This is a genomic window from Ancylobacter mangrovi (assembly GCF_024752355.1).
Taxonomy (GTDB): domain Bacteria; phylum Pseudomonadota; class Alphaproteobacteria; order Rhizobiales; family Xanthobacteraceae; genus Ancylobacter; species Ancylobacter mangrovi.
In genome coordinates this window covers 23,992-41,196 of record NZ_JANTHZ010000003.1, presented here as the reverse complement: position 1 = coordinate 41,196, position 17,205 = coordinate 23,992, and the positions used below count along the sequence as shown (strand labels likewise).

The following is a 17,205-nucleotide window of genomic DNA, read 5'->3' as shown; positions in this document are numbered from 1 at the left end:
ATGCGGCCGGCACGGCACCGGCGGCTCCGGCGGTCGGGATCGGCCCCTCGCCCGCCCAGAGTTTCACCACCCTGATGCCGCAAATTGAGGCGAAGCGTCGCCGAGCGGGAAGCGCCATCGCCGCAAAGGCCGGGCGGGAGACCCAGCCCACGGCGAGCGGCAGGTCCGCCCCGCCACGAGCTTCGCGCGAACCCGTCCGTGCCAAGCACGTCGCTGTCGGATACGTCGAAGCCGGGCACGTCGACGCCGAACCCTTCCGGCCCCGCGTGCGATCCCTGCCTCAGGCCGTCGGCGTCGCCTCGCCCGCGGCCGGGCCCTCATGCGCGGGCGTCGCGGGGGTCTTGCCCTTGCGGCCGGCCCGCCATTCCTCGAAGCGCTGGAACACCGTGTAGAAGGACGGCACGAACAGCACCGCGAGGCAGGTCGAGGCCAGCATGCCCGAGAACACCGCGATGCCGATCGACTTGCGCGAATTGGCGCCCGCGCCGGTCGCCAGCACCAGCGGCAGCACGCCGAGGATGAAGGCGAAGGAGGTCATCAGGATCGGGCGGAAGCGCAGCCGCGCCGCCTCCACCGCCGCATCCATGATCTCCATGCCCTCGGCCCGTTTCTCGCGTGCGAACTCGACGATCAGGATCGCGTTCTTCGCCGATAGCGCGATCAGCAGGATGAGGCCGATCTGGGTGTAGAGGTTGTTGGCGATGCCGATCGCCGTCAGCGCGCCGACCGTGCCGAGCAGCGCCAGCGGCACGGCGAGCAGCACCGAGAGCGGCTGGATCCAGCTCTCATACTGGCCGGCGAGCACGAAGTAGACCAGCAGGATGGCGAGGCCGAACACGAAGTAGACCTCGTTGCCGACCGCTTCCTCCTGATAGGACATGGCGCTCCAATTGTAGCCCATGCCGCGCGGCAGGGTCCGTTCGGCGACCTGGCCCATGATGTCCAGCGCCTGGCCGGAGCTGAAGCCCTGCGCCGCGCCGCCGACGATGGTGGAGGCCGGGTAGAGGTTGTAGAGCGTGATCAGCGGCGGGCCGAACATCGGGCGCACCTTGGCCAGCGTGCCGATCGGCACCATGTTGCCGGCGGGGGTGCGGATCTTGAGGTTCAGGATCTCCTCCGGCGTGCGCCGGAAGCCGGATTCGGCTTGGATATAGGCCTGGAAGGTCTGGCCGAAATCGTTGAACTGGGTGACGTAGGTCGAGCCGACATAGCCCTGGATGGTCGAGAACACCTGCCCGACGGTGACGCCCAGCGTCTCCGCCTTGACGCGGTCGATCTCGAGGAAGAGCTGGGGCACGTTGGCGCGGAACGAGGTGCTCAGGCGCTGCAGCGCGGACTGGCTCGAGGCGTTCTTGACGATCTGCTGGGTCACGCTCTGCAGCTCGACGAAGTCGAAGCTGCCGTCCTTCGATTCGATCATCTGGGTGAAGCCGGAGGCGTTGCCGATACCCTGGATCGGCGGCGGCACCAGCACAAAGGTCGAGGCGTCGGTGACCTTTTCCAGCTCCTTGCTTAGCGTCTCATAGATCCACAGCAGACCCTCGCCCTTCTTGTCGCGCTCGTCCCAGCCCTTGAGCATGACATAGGCGACGCCGGCATTGGGCAGGGTGGCGTTGTTGTCGAGCACCGAGATGCCCGAGATGGCGAGCACGTCCTGCACGCCGGGCGTCTTCGAGACGATGTCAGAGATCTCCTTCATCACATCGTCGGTGCGCTGCAGCGAGGCGGCGTCCGGCAGCTGGGCGCCGATCAGCACATAGCCCTGGTCCTCGGTCGGCAGGAAGCCGGTCGGCACCCGCGTCAGACCCCAGATGGCGATGCCGATCAGCACCAGCGCCACCGAGACGGTGATGTAGCTCACATGCACCATGCGGCTGATGAGGTGGGCGTACCAGCGCTCGGCGACGTCGTAGACCGCGTTGAAGCCGCGATAGAAGAAGTTGCGCTTCTCCGGCGGCACCGGCGGGCGCAGCCACAGCGCGCACTGGGTCGGCTTCAGCGTCATCGCATTGATGGCGGAGATGAAGGCCGTCGCGGCGATGACGAGCGCGAATTGCTGGTAGAGCTGGCCTGTCAGGCCCGGCATGAAGGCGGCGGGAATGAACACCGACATCAGCACCAGCGTGATGCCGATGATCGGGCCGAACAGCTCGTCCATCGCCTTCTCGGCCGCCTGCCGGCCTGGCAGGCCCGCCTCGATGTGGCGCGCCACGCCCTCCACGATGACGATGGCGTCGTCGACCACGATGCCGATGGCGAGCACGATGGCGAACAGCGTCGACAGGTTCACCGAGAAGCCCATCGCCGCCATGGCCGCGAAGGTGCCGATGATGGTGACCGGCACCGTGGTCGCCGGCACCAGCGTCGCGCGCCAGTCCTGCAGGAAGACGAGGATGACGATGAGGACGAGGATGCCCGCCTCGAACAGGGTCTTGTAGACCTCGTCGATGGAGGCGGTCACGAACACCGTGGTGTCGAACGGGATCTGATAGGCGAGGCCGGGCGGGAAGTTCTTGGCGAGCTCGGCCATCTTCGCCCGCACCTCGGTCGCCACCTGGAGCGAGTTCGCCTCCGGAAGCTGGTAGATGCCGAGCGCGGCGGCGGGCTTGCCGTTGAAGGTGAAGGTCTGGCTGTAGGTCTGCGAGCCAAGCTCGACCCGCGCCACGTCGCGCAGCCGGGTGATGCGCCCGCCGTCCTCGTTGCTCACCTTGACGATGATGTTCTCATAGTCGGCGGCGTCGTTCAGCCGCCCGGCCACGGTGAGCGTGTACTGGAAGTTCTGCCCCTTCGGCACCGGCGGCATGCCGACCACGCCGGAGGCGACCTCCTGGCTCTGCTGCTGGATCGCGTCGATCACGTCCTGCGGGGTCAGGCCGCGCGACTGCAGCTCGTCCGGGTTGAGCCAGACCCGCATCGCGTATTCGCCGGCGCCGAACACGTTGACGTTGCCGACGCCGTCGAGACGGGCGATCTCGTTCTGCAGGTTGATGATGCCGTAATTGGCCAGGAACAGGCTGTCATAGGAACCGTCCGGCGAATAGAGCGCCACGAACTGCAGGATCGCGGTCGATTTCTTCTGCGTCGTCACGCCCTGGAGCTGCACCGCCTGTGGCAGCGAGGCCATGGCGATGGCGACGCGGTTCTGCACCAGCACCTGCGCGAAGTCGGGATCGGTGCCGATGGCGAAGGTGATGGTGAGCGTGTACGTGCCGTCCGACGCGCTGGTCGACTGCATGTAGAGCATGCCCTGCACGCCGTTGACCTGCTGCTCGATCGGCAGGGCCACCGTGTCCACCAGCGTGCGCGCGCTGGCGCCCGGATAGCGCGTCGTCACCTGGACGGTCGGCGGCACGACGTTCGGGTACTGCGCGACCGGCAGCTCGATCAGCGCCACCGCGCCGATCAGCACGAACACCAGCGCCAGAACGTTCGAGAGAACCGGCCGTTCGATGAAGAAGCGTGAGATCATGGCTCTGACCTTCGGTGCGGGCGTGCCGGGGGCGAGGCCCTCGGATCAGGGCGCGGATTTGGCGGGCGACTGGTCGGCGGGCGATGAATCAGAGGGCGCGGAGCCGGAAGGCGCCGTGCCGGCCGGCGCGGACTCCGCCGGTTTGGCATCCGCGGGCTTGCCGGCATCCGAAGGCTTTCCATCCGAAGGCTTGGCATCCGCACCGTTCGCCGGCTCGGGCGTCGCCGCGACGAGGTCGGCCGGGGCCTTTGGCGGCGGCTGCATCTGCGGGTCGACCTTCGAGCCCGGCGTGGCGCGCTGGATGCCGCCGACCACGATGTGGTCGTCCACCGTGAGGCCGGTTTCGACCACCCGCAGGTCGCCGATCTGCTGGCCGGTGGTGATGACCTTCTGCTGGACCACATTGTCCTTGTCGACCACCAGCACGTAGCGCCCCTGCTGGGCGTCGCTGATCGCGGTGTCCTCGACAAGCAGCGCGTCCGGGATCTTCTGCACCGGAATGCGCACGCGCACGAACAGGCCCGGCAGCAAAGCGAGGTCCTTGTTGTCGAAGACGGCGCGCACCAGCAGCGTGCCGGTCGAGGGGTCGACCTCGGGCGAGACGTAGTCGAGATGGCCCTTGTGCGGGTAGCTGGTTCCTTCGTTCTGGAGGCCGATATCGATCTCGACCTCCTTCACCTGCTCGATGGTGCGCCCGCTGGCGGCCAGCGCCTGCTTGATCCGCAGCACCTGATTCTCGCTCAGGCTGAAATAGGCGTAGATCGGGTCCATCTGCACGATGGTGGCGAGCTTGGTGGGATTGCCGTGGCCCACGAGCTGGCCGACATCGGCGAGGTGGCGGGTGACGATGCCGTTGAACGGCGCCACCACGTTGGTGTAGCCGAGATTGATGGTGGCGATCTCGATATTGGCCTTGGCCGCGTCGACCGACGCCTGCGCCTGCTCCATCGCCGCGCGCGCCTTGTCGACCACCGCCTGGGACGAGAAGTCCTGCTGGCCGAGGGTGGACTGGCGCTGATATTCGGCCTGCGTGTTGGTGAGCTGGGCCTGGGCCGAGGCGAGCTGCGCCTTGGACTGGTCGAGATCGGCCTGGTAGGTGTCCTGCTGGATCAGGAACAGCCGGTCGCCCTTCTTCATCACCGCGCCGTCCTTGTAGTCGATGGCGGTGAGGAAGCCCTCGACGCGGGCGACGAGATCGACCGTGTTGATCGAGGCGGTGTTGCCGGTGAGCTCGAGATAGCGGGTGACGGGATGCGCCAGCGGCGTGGTCACCGTGACCTGGGGCGGCGGCGGGGCGACGTACTTGTTCTCTTCCGAGCAGGCGGCGAGCGCTCCCGCGGTCGCCACGACCACGATCGCTCCCAGCCAACGGCACCGCAGACCGGACCGACGTGCGCTCGGATTCATCCCGTTTTCCCCATGCCTGGCAATTCCGCGCTGGAAATATACCGGCGGCACTAGGCTTGTCTACCGCCGTGGAACGGCTTTATCGCCCAAGTAAAATCCAAGTTTATCCTTGCATAGTGTTGTATGGGTCACGCTTCTCCCGGCCGCGGGCCCGCGCGCACCCCCTCCCCCGTCCCGGCCACCGGCGGCGGGGCATCATCGGGCGCGCCCGCGCCCGGCAATGACCTTATGGCATGACGTTGCGGCGGACTGACGGCGCAATCCGGTTGATTTGGCCGGCGCAGCCACTAGGCTCGCGCTGCGGCGGACGCTATTGCAATCAGCCGGGCCCGCACGCCGCCGGCCGCCCGTTCGCGAGATAATCGATGAAGCCCAACGCTTTCCTGCTGGCCGCCCTCGCCCTGGCGGGCACCCCGTTCCTCGCCGCCGTTCCCGCCGGTGCCGCGGAGTCGGCGCTGGAGCTTCATCAGGGCGAGATCTTCTCCGATCCGGTGGGCTCGGTGATGAACGTGTCGGTCACCAACGGCACCCAGGCGACGCTGGAGAGCGCGGTGGTGAACTGCGACTTCACCGCCGGGAGCAAGCCCGCGGGCAGCGCCAGCGTCACGCTCTACAACATCGTCGCCGGCACCAAGGGCGACGGCCAGGTGCACCTGATGGGCGTCAAGGCCGACACCGCGACCTGCGCCATCACCTCGACCACGCCGCCGCAGTAGCGGTGGGCCTCCGGGGCGCGCGTCTTATCCGCGCCGGGGGCGGCATCCGGGGCGGAGGCAGCCTGCGCGGGCTTGCGCCATCGCATCGCCCCCCTCGCGACCGGCCGGAACAGGCGGGGGACACGGAGCGATCCACTGCGTCGCGTGCCCGGCCGCTGGGCGCGGTCTCCGCCGCGAGCGGCCGGCCGGATCTGCCGACCCGTCTATGGGCTTGCCAGCCGCGCCGCTTCCCTATATCTCGCGCCCCTGCGGCGGCGAAGCGCCTGCCGATGGAGGGGTGGCCGAGTGGTTGAAGGCGCACGCCTGGAAAGTGTGTATACGGGGAACCGTATCGCGGGTTCGAATCCCGCTCCCTCCGCCATTTCAGTCCCAAACTGGGCACGCCTATCGCTGCCGATTTCCCTCCTGAGAGGGCAGCCAGCGTTCGGAGCAGGTCCCCTTTAGATCCGATGATGCGGACTTCCTTGGCTCCGACCTCCACACGCTGAGCCAAGGCGCGCAAGTGATCGCGCCGATAACCGCCGCCTTCGACGCGCATGCGCTTGCGAGCGATGTCGGCGAAGCGCGCTACCATGGCGGGTGTGACTGCGTGCTCGCCTGACGTTGCGAGCGACGTTTGTGCGCGGGCGACATCGACCTGGGCTTGGTCGCGGATCGCCTTTAATCCATCGATCCGTTCCTTCAGAGCGGGATCGGTGATGTCGGCGACGCCTGATTCGATGGCGTCATAGAGCCGACGCAGCCGCTGATCCGCCTCTGTGGCGCGCTTAGTGAGCTCGGCGATGTGTTCGCGGCGGCGCTCAAGCCGCTCCTGGCGGTGGTTGAGCATGGAGGCGAGGATTTCCTGCAGCCGCTCGGGCTGAAGGAGGCGCTGCTCGATATGACCTGCCACAAGGGTGTCGAGGGTCTCCATCGGTATGGCGCGACCCGAGCAGCCGGTTTCGCCCTGCCGCGCTTTGATTGAGCAGGCATAGTAGCGATAGCGTCCGCTCTTGCCGGTGCGGATGGTCATGGCCCCGCCGCACTGGGCGCAATAGCAGATGCCGGTGAGCAGTGTCGGGCCGCTCACCACGCGCGGCGGGACGATCTTGGGATTGCGTGCCTGAAGCTGCTCCTGCACGGCGTCGAAGACCTTCGTGTCGATGAGCGGCGGCACGGCGACCACCACCACCTCGCTCTCGGGCTTCTTCTGCTTGCTCTTGGAGCGGCTGTTGAACTGGTGCTCGCCGACATAGGTGCGGCGGGTCAGCACCCGGTGAAGCTGACCAATGCCCCAGCGCCCGCCCTCGCGGGTGTAGATCCGGTTCCGGTTGAGATGGCTGACGATGGCCTTCACACCCATAGGGCCGGAGCGACCATTCCCGTTGATTGCGAGATCAAAGATCAGCCGCACCGTGTCGGCGTGCAGCGGATCGATCTCCAGCTTCTTCTTGACCTTGGCGCCGCGCTGCTCGGCCTCGACCACGCGATAGCCGATCGGCGGGCGAGCACCGTTCCAGAAGCCCTGCCGGGCATTCTCCTTCTGCGCCCGCAGAACGTGCTTGGCGTTCTCCTTGGACTGGTACTCGTCGAACAGCGCCATGATCTGCCGCATCATGACGTGCATCGGGTCGTCGCCCATCTCCTGGGTGATCGACACCAACCTCACGCCGTTGCGGGCGAGCTTCCTGACATAGAATTCCAGCTCGAAATGATCGCGGAAGAACCGCGAGAAGCTGTGCACCACGACGACATCGAAGGGGGCGGGCTTCAACGTGCCGGCTTCGATCATCCGCTGAAATTCGGGCCGTCGATCGTTGGTCGCTGAGGCCCCAGGCTCCACATATGTCTCGACCAGCTGATAGCCGCGCGCCTGGCAATAGGCCTCGCCCTGCCGGCGCTGGTCGGGGATCGAGACATCGTGCTCAGCCTGCCGGGCTGTGGAGACGCGCAGATACAAAGCGGCACGCAGCGGAGCGGTCATGGCGGAGCCTTTCGTGTCAGGCGGTCATTCCCCTTGGATCAGTTCCTCCAGAATATCCCCGAACCACGCCTCGAAGACAGCGATCTCCGTCTCTGTCACCGGAATGTATTCCGGCCAGTCGTCGGTGACAGTCATCTGGGTGGAGACCGGGGGCGTTCGCCGCCGACGCTGACGCGGAGGTGTTTCGGCGTAGGTGTAGAGGTTGTCCGGCAAGCGGCCCGGCGCAAATCGATAGGCGGTGTATCGAGTGGGTGAAGGTGAGCGTCTGGTCATTCCCAAGACTGCCGCGACGGCGACCGATGCCCAACAGCCGATCTATGACCGGAAATACGCAAAACTTCCTTGATCCGAAGCGGCTACCTCGGCTCGCTTATGCGAGCGGCGGCTTGCGCCGCCATCTCGGACGTTAGCCGTCTTATCGGCGATCCCAAAAGCCGACATTCTTCAGCAGATCGCTTTCTTCCCATCGTCGTCCAGCAGCAACCGGCTGGCCGCATCGTTCTCGCCTTGCAGGATCGGCGCGGGCCGGTTCTGCCCAAGGGCCTGATCGGCATCCCAACGGGGCCAACCCCGGTCTCTCTTCCATCTTCCCGTCCAGTCGAGAGCGGGGGCCAGCCGGGATGCTGCTCGTGGAGACCATCGGCAAGGTTCCGCGCCTGTATCCCACAGCCCCCTGTTACTAATGCGCGCCTATCCGTATGAGACGCAGGAGATGATGTTCGACGCGCACGCGCGGGCGTTCCGCCTCTTCGGTGACGCAAGCCCTTAAACTCCCCGCCCCGCCATCAAATTAGTCCGCTTCCCTTCAATCGTTGCGAAGCGTCTCACTAACACGGCTGTGCCCCCACACCGGATCCTTGAGCAGAATCGTACGCGCATCGGGATCAGCGTTCAGAGCGGCAAGTAGCGTTTGCAGAGAGACGCTTTTGGCGAGCGGAGCATCGGTGTGCGCCACCGCTTTTGCGTAGGGGATTGCCAGGTGGTCATAAAGGTCCGGCCGATCTTCCCGCTTCATCGCGGCAGCTGCCCGGTCGACTATGTTGAGCAGGTCTGACGCATTCCGTCCGACGTCTGCGCGGAAGGTCTTTCGAGCGGCGATCTCATCGACAAGCGATGTTGCACGTTGAAAGTCTGTTTCGAGAGTAGCTGGACACGCCCAGACGAGTTGCGTGCGAAGCAGTACAGGCTGACGCTCGTCGTCGATCCAGTCACGAGCCTTATTGTCTTGCGTCGTCGAAACCGCGTCGACAACCAAATCGGCGACGGCGTCTGCCCATCGGTGGTCGTACCCGGATCGATTGGCGACCGGCAAGAATGTTGCCGCCGATTTCAGCGCCGCGTCGCGTAAGATGACAAACGGGGCTCTTGGATCCGAAAGAGCGACTAGGAACGCGAATTGGAGTATAAGGGACCAGCGGCCAAGGCTGTTTTGGAAGCGCTCATTGAAACGTGTGGCCGCGAATGGCTGCAACGCGAAGGCACGCAGCGCGGCTTCGGCCTTTTCGATCCTGCGCGCGGCGTCACGGCCTGGATCGCGTCCGTTAACTTTTGATAGTTCGACCTGAGACCTCGCAGCCCAAAAGGCAAACTCCCACTCGGCGCGGAACGATTCAAAATCTTGACCGATGATCGTTTCCGGGTGCCGGACGGCCACTAACTTATCGAAGTTTGCCAAAGCCGCTTCTAAAGCCGCACGCCGCAGTAGCCCGTCGGCATGTGCCATCGCGAAGCGATGCCTTATCTCCGGAGTATCGACCAGCGATGGCTCGAAGACGCTCCAGAGTTTGCCTGGATCGATGTCTTGCTGCGCGGCAGTTTGCAAAGCGTCGTCAAGCGCCAGCATGACCGCAGACCGCCATCGCTCCAGTTCAGGCTCTTCTTCCTTCAGACGCTCGATCTGGAAAATGGCGTGATGTTCGCCGCCTAGCGCTTGGGAAGGGTCGATTTCGAGCAGGGAGCGCCGGCGGCGGTTTTCGGCAGGGCGATTTTTCTGACGATGCCAAGCATGAACGGCTTCCTTCAACATGAAAGCGCTGACGTGTATCCGTCCTTCGACTGCCACCTTATTGTCGATAAGCGCGGCGTCTATGGCGGACGCCTTCCAGCCTTCCCCATCCTTTCCGCCGTCTCGAAGCTTGGCCACCCCAAAACCTATGAAGAGCGGCACGCCGCTTCGCAAGGCTTGTTGCGAGGCCTTACCGTTCCGGTAGCAGGTTTCTCCGACACCTCCGACAACAGCAGGCAGAAGGCTTCGTTTGTTCGCTTCGTTCGCGAACCACCGCAAGCGAGTGGGAGCATTGCGCAGGAGGATACGGGCGATGAAGCTCAATCCGTAGCCGAAGAAAGAACCAAGCGGTACTGGATGCTGCATCCATCGATTCGCGAAGTTGATTCGCGTCCAATCCATGACCGAGAGATGTTCGCTCTGGTAGACGGGCGAAGGCGAGGATTGCGTTGTAGATGTTTTCGATCTGACGAGATCAAGTGCCTGCCGTAATAATCTCTGTCGGGCCGCTTCTGGATAGGCGCGGCGAAACAGCCGGCCCAGACTGCTCTCAATCTCATCCTCCGGCGCGTGGCCGTGCGCGATCATCTCGCCGATGCCGACGAGGACGGCACCGTGACAAGCCAGCTCGTCGGAAAGTACGCGGCGTCTGAGCAGACGCGCCAGAAGCGGCCCGTCGCAGTGCCAAGGGCCGCCGTTGCGTCCTTTGCGAAGCAACCCCGTAAAATAAGCTCTCTTGAACAGACTGGCTTCGCTTTCGCGCTCGTCGTTCATCAACCAGACGGCAGCAGCAAGCACGCCCGGCGCAAGCCTTGGATCAGCCCTATCGCCCGTCATCGTAAGGCCATTGGAAGTTTGTCGTCGGTTGCGTCGATCCGGAGATGTCCCGCCCATTGGCAAGCCCATCAATGTAAAGCGCGGCGTCACGCGCCGCGGCCCCCTCAAGCTTCGACATGCAGAACGGCCATTTTCCCGCCATACGGTTCAAGCTGTTGGAAAGAAGATAGACCTCGCATTCGCCTTCATGAGGCGTGAGCAGGAGATAACGGTCATGGAATGCTTGTCGCGGGCCATCGACGAGATTGCGAACCCTCAGTCGGCGGGCGGCGTTGGGGATGCCGCTGCCCCGCAAGTCGCGCAGGACCGTTTCCAGTTCGTCGAGCAGGCTTACATTTGGATCATTTGTTTCCGGGTCGGTCTCTATCAGACTCGTGACGACCGTCAGATCGACATCCAGGCTTTCGAGCCGGGAAATGACCCGCTTCAGGGTGTCGATCCCGAAATACGGATCGACGATCGTGCCGGCGCTGACACGCGCGCCGTCCAGCAGAACGTTCAAGTGAGCGATGACGCCGACCTCTTCTGCGATACCTCGATGAAACCAGCGGTCGCTGCCTGACGGAGGCACCAACCGGTGCGCGAGCGCCCGCATCTTTGTTCGGTTCGCCTCGAAGGCGGCATCGCTTTCAGCCGTAATCTTCGATCGGCTCGTGGATCGAGTGCGAACCTTCGATGCGCTATCTCGAAGTTCCGGTCCGAGCCCCTGAGCCGAGCGGGCCAATGTGTCATTGATCGCGAGCGTTGGCCCCATTGCTGATATGTTGAGATTGATGTGGAGCAGGAGCGAATGCTCCTCGAACTGGACTAGCATGCCCGACCGGTCAAAGACGGACATTCTGTAGTGATCGAACGGAACCGCCTCCACCTCCACCGTTGCGGTAGGGTGCATGGTGATCAGTTTGGAAAAAACAGGCTCCTGCCCGAGTTCGAGCACCACATGGACAGCGTAATCGTCGACGGCCGTTCGGTTTGCGCGCAGTACGAACTGTTCCGGGTAGGTTAGCGTTTCCGTAGAGCGGTCCCGTTCCACGCTGAAATCGATGGGCGGATCTCTACCATCGGCCTCGGGCACATCGTAGATGTCGAAAGCACCGAGACGATCGGGAAGCCGGCGAAAATCGAGACCGATCGTCTCCCTGAGGAAATTTAAAGCCTGAGTCCATCCATTGTCCGAGAGCGGAGGGTGAACTGTGCCGACATAGGTTTTCATCGGACGGGAACGGCGTCCAAACCCGTCAACGAGCCTGTGACGGGAACCGCCCAACGCGATGCGCGGACCGCCCTGCCGTGAAAGATCCAAGGTCGACTGCGTACGAACCGCATCCCCAATCTGCTGGGCCTCTTCGCTGTCTAGGAGGGCTTGAATTATCTCGACGTCCGTCCCGTCGAAACGCGCGGTCTTCCGCTTCTCGTTGTCGGGAATCACGGCTCCGAGTTCAGCGCTATGAACAAGGCACCCGTAGAGTAGGGTTGCCTCTATGCCGAACGCCACCCAAAGCCAATGGCGCCTTCCGGTTCTCGTCATGTCGCACCATGCTGAAATATTACCTGTTATTGTAAGGTCCGGAGGCAAACGTGTATAGCAGTCACCCCACCTCTAAATGTAGGTCACGTATGCCATCCGCTACATGACGAATAAATCTCTTTTTACATCAACTTGATGATCTACGATTCAGGTGACTCCACAGAAACGAGATGCCGCACATGCCCTATTTCGTTCCGCAAACGTTAGAGCATATTCTAGAGATGCGAGACCGTGGTGATTCCGAAAATGCCACGCTCGAATTCAAATCGTGCCGTCTCTTTGATCAAAAGAATGACAAGATATTTGAAACTCTCTCAAAGGAGATCACTGCTCTAGCCAACAGCATCGGCGGCGTTCTCATCATCGGTGTCGAGGAAGACGGCGATCGGCGGATTTCGGAAATTGTACCTGTGGCGGACGGTAAAAAGGACGAGGCTTGGATTGAGGACGGTCTTCTCTCCCGCATCACGCCAAGACTTAATATTGCAATTACTCGGATCGAAGCCGTCGGCGGCCATCTCCTAGTCATCGACGTGCCGCCGTCGTTGAATGCACCACATCAATCGTCAGATAAACGGTACTATGCGCGCCGCCTGTTCCGCGTCGATCCGCTACTTGCCTTCGAGATCGACGACATTCGTAGACGCGTCGCAGCCATCGCAAGCGGGGCAAGTCTTTCAGTTTTGTTTCAGGGCGGTGAGATATCATTTGTTATCGCTAACGAAGGGATTGGCGCGGTCTTCAATGTCTGGATCCAGATTGATGGCATAGAAAACAGCGCCATCGCAAAAATCTGGACACCGGGGCTGGGTCGTCCCTATACTGAGCCCTTCCGCATTATCCATCCTGGAGAGAATCGCAATTTTCCGGGCGCTGGCTTTAATTTCTTCCACGATCATCTCGAAGATCGTATGGATGTAACCTTGCACTACGCAGATGCAGACGGAAACCAACACACCAAGACCTATACGTACTACCTGAAAGATTTTCACAGCACCATTCGAGTGAGCTCTCCATCGGAGAAGTTACTCGAACAGGGCGTAAACAATCTCGAGAAATTGGAGCGCAGGCTCTCTGATTTGACCCGGGATATTCATGAAATCCGGGAAAGAGCGTTTCATCCGTCGGGCTTTAACCTATCTAGGACTACACTCTCCGTCCTTGCTGGCGAAGAAAATGTAAAATGGCCAGGTGAAGCGCTGTCCTTTCAAGCGCTCGCTGAAATTCTTGATGTGGAATTCGAGACAGCCATCAAGATTCAACGGGAAGTATTCGGAGCCACCCACTATGTTGGTGGAAGGAACGTACCCTTAGATGAGATCGACTTAGCCGATCAGGTGAAAAACAAGATCCGTCAGTATCTGAAACTGCCGCCCGAAAAACAGGGAACTCAGAGGTAAACGCACCACCGCGAGGACCTCTGCCTAGGTTCGTGCTTGGCAGAACGGAAGGCCGCTCCCCGGCCGTCGCTAGGGTGAGTTTCCGGCTTCGGCTCTCCACCCCAGACGCCATGGCTGCTCCAGCAACAGGGCTCAAAACCGTCACCCCGCGAGGGAATGCATGAAGGCGGAAATGGGGTCGGCTGCAGAACGGCGGCTATCTGCACAGCGGCAGCCAAAAACCGACCAGTCCGTTCCCGGCGCGTCCCAACCGTCGGCGTCTCCCACTCGTTGAGCAAGCCGCTCACACTCCGCCTTACGCGATGGCCAGCCCTGCCGGTCTGCCGCGGCTGGGTCAAGGCCGTAGCCGCGTGAGCGGTGGCGCGAAGCGCCAGCCTTGATGCGGCTGCGGCCGACCGGCCTACTGGTTCTTCGCGGAAGTTCTTTTCTGTGAATGGCGTTGGTCGGCCGGCGGGATGTCATCGATCGGCGATAGACTGCATGCTTCCCGTTGATGTCGCTCGCATATCCGCATGATTGCCCATGTTACCCGCCGCGAGATGTATGATCTCGTTTGGGCCGAGCCGCTTGAGGCCGTCGCTGCCAAGCTCGGCACCTCGCATTGGCGGCTCAAAGATCTCTGCGTCCGGCATCGCGTGCCGCTCCCGACAACTGCCTATTGGCGAGACAAGGCGGCCGGCAAGCGCCCGAGGCAAACGATCTTTGCCTCCTCCGCCGATTCTGCCGTCGAGCTAATCAGCCTCGATCCGACGAGCCCGTCAGATCCGATTGTCGAGGAGCGCCTCCAACAGGCGCGCAAGGCAGCCACCGCGCCACGCCGGCTTTTGAAGCCGCGAGAGCCGAACACACGGACGATCGAGTGGAGCCGGATCGACAAACCCCACACTGCCGTATCGCTGACCGCCCATACACTGCGCCGGGCCAAGCCGGATCATGACGGCATCATCGCGATTAGCGGGGAAGGCCTGCTGTCGATGCGGCTGGGAGCCGGTTCGATCGAGAGGGCGATCTTCATTCTCGACAGCATCGCACGCGGGCTGGAGGCGCGGGAGATTTCCTGCACCTTCGCAGGCAAGCATGTCGAAGTGCGTCGGGGCGTCGACAAGGTCCCCTTCATCCTGGCGGAGACCATCAAAAGGCAGAAGCACGAGCCTACGGTCGACGAGTTAAAGGCGGAAGAGCGCTATCGCCGCTCGGCTCGCTACCGTGATTGGGCATTCACCTACGAGCGCCAATATCCCGAGTTCGATTACATCGCGACTGGTGAACTGACGATCTCCATTGAAGCCTGGAGCACAGACCAGCGCCGCCGCAACTGGCGGGACAACACCCGTGCGACCCTGGAAGCCCAACTCGACCCCATCATCGAGGAACTCCGCGGCTGGATCGATTACCGGCGCGATGACCGTCTCAAAGACGAGCGCAACGCACGTCTCCGCCGCCGCGCGGAAGAGAACCGGAAGCGGACGGAGGCGCGCACCAAGCGCGAGGAGGAACGCGACGAACTGCTTGATGAGATCGTCGAGATGGGCCGCAAAGCCGAACAGCTGCGCTCCTGGATGGCCTGGGCGGCGGATATTGAGGACACCGAAACGCAGCGCATGCTTGACTGGGCACGCCGGCGCCTTGGCGAACTGGAGCGTGCGCTCGATCCCGCCTCGTTTGGCGATTGGCTGCGTGAGCGCACGCTGTTCCCGGAGGTCGATCCCTTCGCGCCGCTGCCGGCCGACCCTGATCAGGAAACACCGCCTCCGCAGGACGGCGCGGCCTAAAGCCCGAGCCCTCGATTACGACCGAGGCTCCACTCGACGCCACCGTCTCGGGAGACGCCGGAGATGTGCCGGCCGATCTGCTTCTCCAGCACAGGCTGCCAGGGCACGAGCTGGAAGCCGAGGCCATCGTCGATCATGGCGAAGCGCCCGCTGACCAGATTGACCGAGCCGGCGAGCCGGCCGGACACGTACTCGCCCGGCCGGCTGGGGGTGTAGGAGAGGCCGCGCTCTGCCGCCATGGTACGCCCGACCCGCTCCACCTCGGCGGTCTCAAGCCGCGCGAGAATGTCGCGCGGTGCCCGTACATTGCCGTTTTCCAGTCGAACGGCATGCCCCTGATCGACGAGACTCTGGCGGCGGCGCTCCAGAGCGTCACCCACCTCACGGCCGAAGCCGGCGTCGGAAAGCTCCGTGCGCTGGCGCGAGGCGAGTTCCCGATCGAGCCAGGTTGCGCCGTCGCTGGCGACCTGCTGGTCGAGATCGAAGGCGGAGAGCGTGTGGACCGCGAAGTCCTTCCTTTGGGTGCGTGCGTCATGGGCCATGCCGCGCTCGGGCAAGTCGTCGGGGATCTTCCAATGGTCGGCGTCGATGCGCTCGACGTGACCGGCGCGACGCAGGGCTTCGAGGCGGCGCACATGGGCGCGGATAAAGGCATCGGGATCACCGCGCTGCTGCTCGATTGCCGGGCGCGCCGCTTCTAGGTGCTCGCTCGGCCGGTAGATGCCACTGTTTGCCTCGGCCATGATGGCGATGTTGAGGTCCGCCGGACGTGGATCGGACTTTGTCGGCAGCGGGTCGAGCGCGACGATGTGGCCGCGCTTGATGTCGTCTAACCGGGAGGCGTCGCTGGTTTCGACATGATGGGTGCGTCCGTCCACGCCATCGATCACGAGATAGAACCGCTCTCCCATCTCATCACCGGCCAATCCCTTGTCGAGCACGCGCCCGACCAAGGCATGTGAGATGCGGTCGCCATGGGTGAGGTACTGCGCAGCGCCGCGCTCCTCCGTGAGCCCATGATCGGCCAGCGCGCGGTGCATGATGCGCAAAATGTCCTCACGCTCGCCCATCGCCCGGAGAGTGCTCTCGGCTCGCTCGGCGATGCTCCAGCGTCCCGGCTCGATCTCCTCGGCGATGCCGAAGTTCTCCAGCCGCTTTACCCGGTCGATCAGAACATGCCGGTTGGTCCGCACGAGGTAGCTCTCGCCAGCGTCTGGTCGCAGATCGAGGACACCATGTTCGCGCTGCTCGGCGAACATCATCCGGTCGAGCCGGGTGAGCCGATTGGCGTTCACCTCATGGCGCAGCTTGTTCTGCAGCTCCACCTCGGTCTGCGGGCCGAGCTCCAGCGTCATAAGCTCGCTCGCCCGATGGCGGATGCCGTGGGCGATGTAGTCTCCGGCGATGTTGAGGATACGACCATCATCCAGCACACCGCGCACGAGGATATGGCTGTGGGGGTGGCCGGTGTTGTGATGATCGACGGCGATCCAGTCGAGCTTGGTGCCGAGGTCATTCTCCATGTGTCGCATCAGGTCACGGGTGAAGCGCTTCAGGTCTTCGAGTTCCGCAGCATCTTCCGGCGCGACGATGAAGCGGAACTGGTGGCGATCCTTGCCGCTGCGCTCAACAAAAGACTTGGCGTCGACCTCGTCACCCAGCGCCGAGTAAGCACGCCCTTTCTCGCCGTCGCGGGTCACGCCGTCACGTTCGAGGTAGCGCAGATGCGCGCCCACAGCGCCGACCGACACCGCACCGCGCATCTTCGGGCCGCGCGCGCTCTTCCCCTTCCCGGCGAGCTTCACCACCCTTGCCTTGACCACGACGCGGCGGGAGCGGAACCGGCCTGAGGAACCCGACTGCCAGCCGCCGCTGTCGCGCGGCAGCGACGCCATCACTTTCGCCCCGCGTCCGCGGGCATTGAACCGACCGCTGCCGCCCGCCTCTCCGGCAAAGCCACCACCGCTCCGGGCGCCACCGCCGGCATTGCGAGCGGCGATCAGGGCCTGTCGAACGAAGGGCAGTTCGTGCGTCTTCAGCCGCGTGCCCCGGCTTCGCGGACGGCCTGGCTTGATGCGGAAATCATCGTCGTCGTGGCGTGTCATGAC

The 17,205-nt window shown here is 63.4% G+C and carries 9 protein-coding genes, 1 tRNA gene and 1 pseudogene; 4 read left to right on the top strand and 7 right to left on the bottom strand.

Going from position 1 to position 17,205, the window contains the following annotated elements; translation table 11 throughout:
* Positions 1–280: 280 nt before the first annotated feature.
* Together NVS89_RS09460 and NVS89_RS09455 are read right to left on the bottom strand one after the other, a co-directional pair.
* Entirely contained in the window at positions 281–3,469 is a 3,189-nt protein-coding gene (locus NVS89_RS09460) for an efflux RND transporter permease subunit (protein ID WP_258732418.1), read from the bottom strand.
* A 45-nt stretch (positions 3,470–3,514) separates the two neighbouring features.
* Positions 3,515–4,876 (bottom strand): efflux RND transporter periplasmic adaptor subunit, encoded by a 1,362-nt coding sequence (locus NVS89_RS09455; RefSeq protein ID WP_258732417.1) that lies wholly within the window; start codon positions 4,874–4,876, stop codon positions 3,515–3,517.
* Between the two features lie 365 nt (positions 4,877–5,241).
* On the opposite strand from NVS89_RS09455, the gene NVS89_RS09450 reads away from it, so the two are divergent.
* Both NVS89_RS09450 and NVS89_RS09445 read left to right on the top strand, forming a co-directional pair.
* Complete coding sequence (locus tag NVS89_RS09450; RefSeq protein WP_258732415.1) at positions 5,242–5,592, top strand: hypothetical protein; 351 nt, start codon at positions 5,242–5,244, stop codon at positions 5,590–5,592.
* Positions 5,593–5,863: 271 nt separating this feature from the next.
* Positions 5,864–5,953 (top strand) — tRNA-Ser (locus NVS89_RS09445).
* Here NVS89_RS09445 and NVS89_RS22985 read toward each other — a convergent pair.
* From NVS89_RS22985 to NVS89_RS09425, 4 genes and pseudogenes are all read right to left on the bottom strand, one after another.
* Positions 5,924–7,555: pseudogene (locus tag NVS89_RS22985) on the bottom strand (recombinase family protein); the annotation flags it as partial. The gene NVS89_RS09445 and the pseudogene NVS89_RS22985 overlap by 30 nt on opposite strands.
* A gap of 24 nt (positions 7,556–7,579) precedes the next feature.
* The gene (locus NVS89_RS09435) at positions 7,580–7,828 is read right to left on the bottom strand and encodes a hypothetical protein (protein WP_258732414.1); all 249 of its coding nucleotides are present in this window, start codon (positions 7,826–7,828) and stop codon (positions 7,580–7,582) included.
* A gap of 532 nt (positions 7,829–8,360) precedes the next feature.
* Positions 8,361–10,334, bottom strand: a complete 1,974-nt coding sequence (locus NVS89_RS09430; RefSeq protein WP_258732413.1) for a hypothetical protein — start codon at positions 10,332–10,334, stop codon at positions 8,361–8,363.
* A gap of 49 nt (positions 10,335–10,383) precedes the next feature.
* Positions 10,384–11,826: a VPA1262 family N-terminal domain-containing protein gene (locus NVS89_RS09425; protein WP_258732411.1), complete on the bottom strand. Its 1,443-nt coding sequence runs from the start codon at positions 11,824–11,826 to the stop codon at positions 10,384–10,386.
* 278 nt (positions 11,827–12,104) lie between these two features.
* Here NVS89_RS09425 and NVS89_RS09420 point away from each other — a divergent pair, with 278 nt between their 5' ends.
* Both NVS89_RS09420 and NVS89_RS09415 read left to right on the top strand, forming a co-directional pair.
* Entirely contained in the window at positions 12,105–13,325 is a 1,221-nt protein-coding gene (locus NVS89_RS09420) for an AlbA family DNA-binding domain-containing protein (protein ID WP_258732410.1), read from the top strand.
* Between the two features lie 512 nt (positions 13,326–13,837).
* Positions 13,838–15,097 (top strand): hypothetical protein, encoded by a 1,260-nt coding sequence (locus tag NVS89_RS09415; RefSeq protein WP_258732409.1) that lies wholly within the window; start codon positions 13,838–13,840, stop codon positions 15,095–15,097.
* Here NVS89_RS09415 and NVS89_RS09410 read toward each other — a convergent pair.
* On the bottom strand, positions 15,094–17,202 hold the full coding sequence (locus tag NVS89_RS09410; RefSeq protein WP_258732408.1) for a DUF3363 domain-containing protein: 2,109 nt from the start codon (positions 17,200–17,202) through the stop codon (positions 15,094–15,096). The genes NVS89_RS09415 and NVS89_RS09410 overlap by 4 nt on opposite strands.
* Between the last annotated feature and the right edge of the window lie 3 nt (positions 17,203–17,205).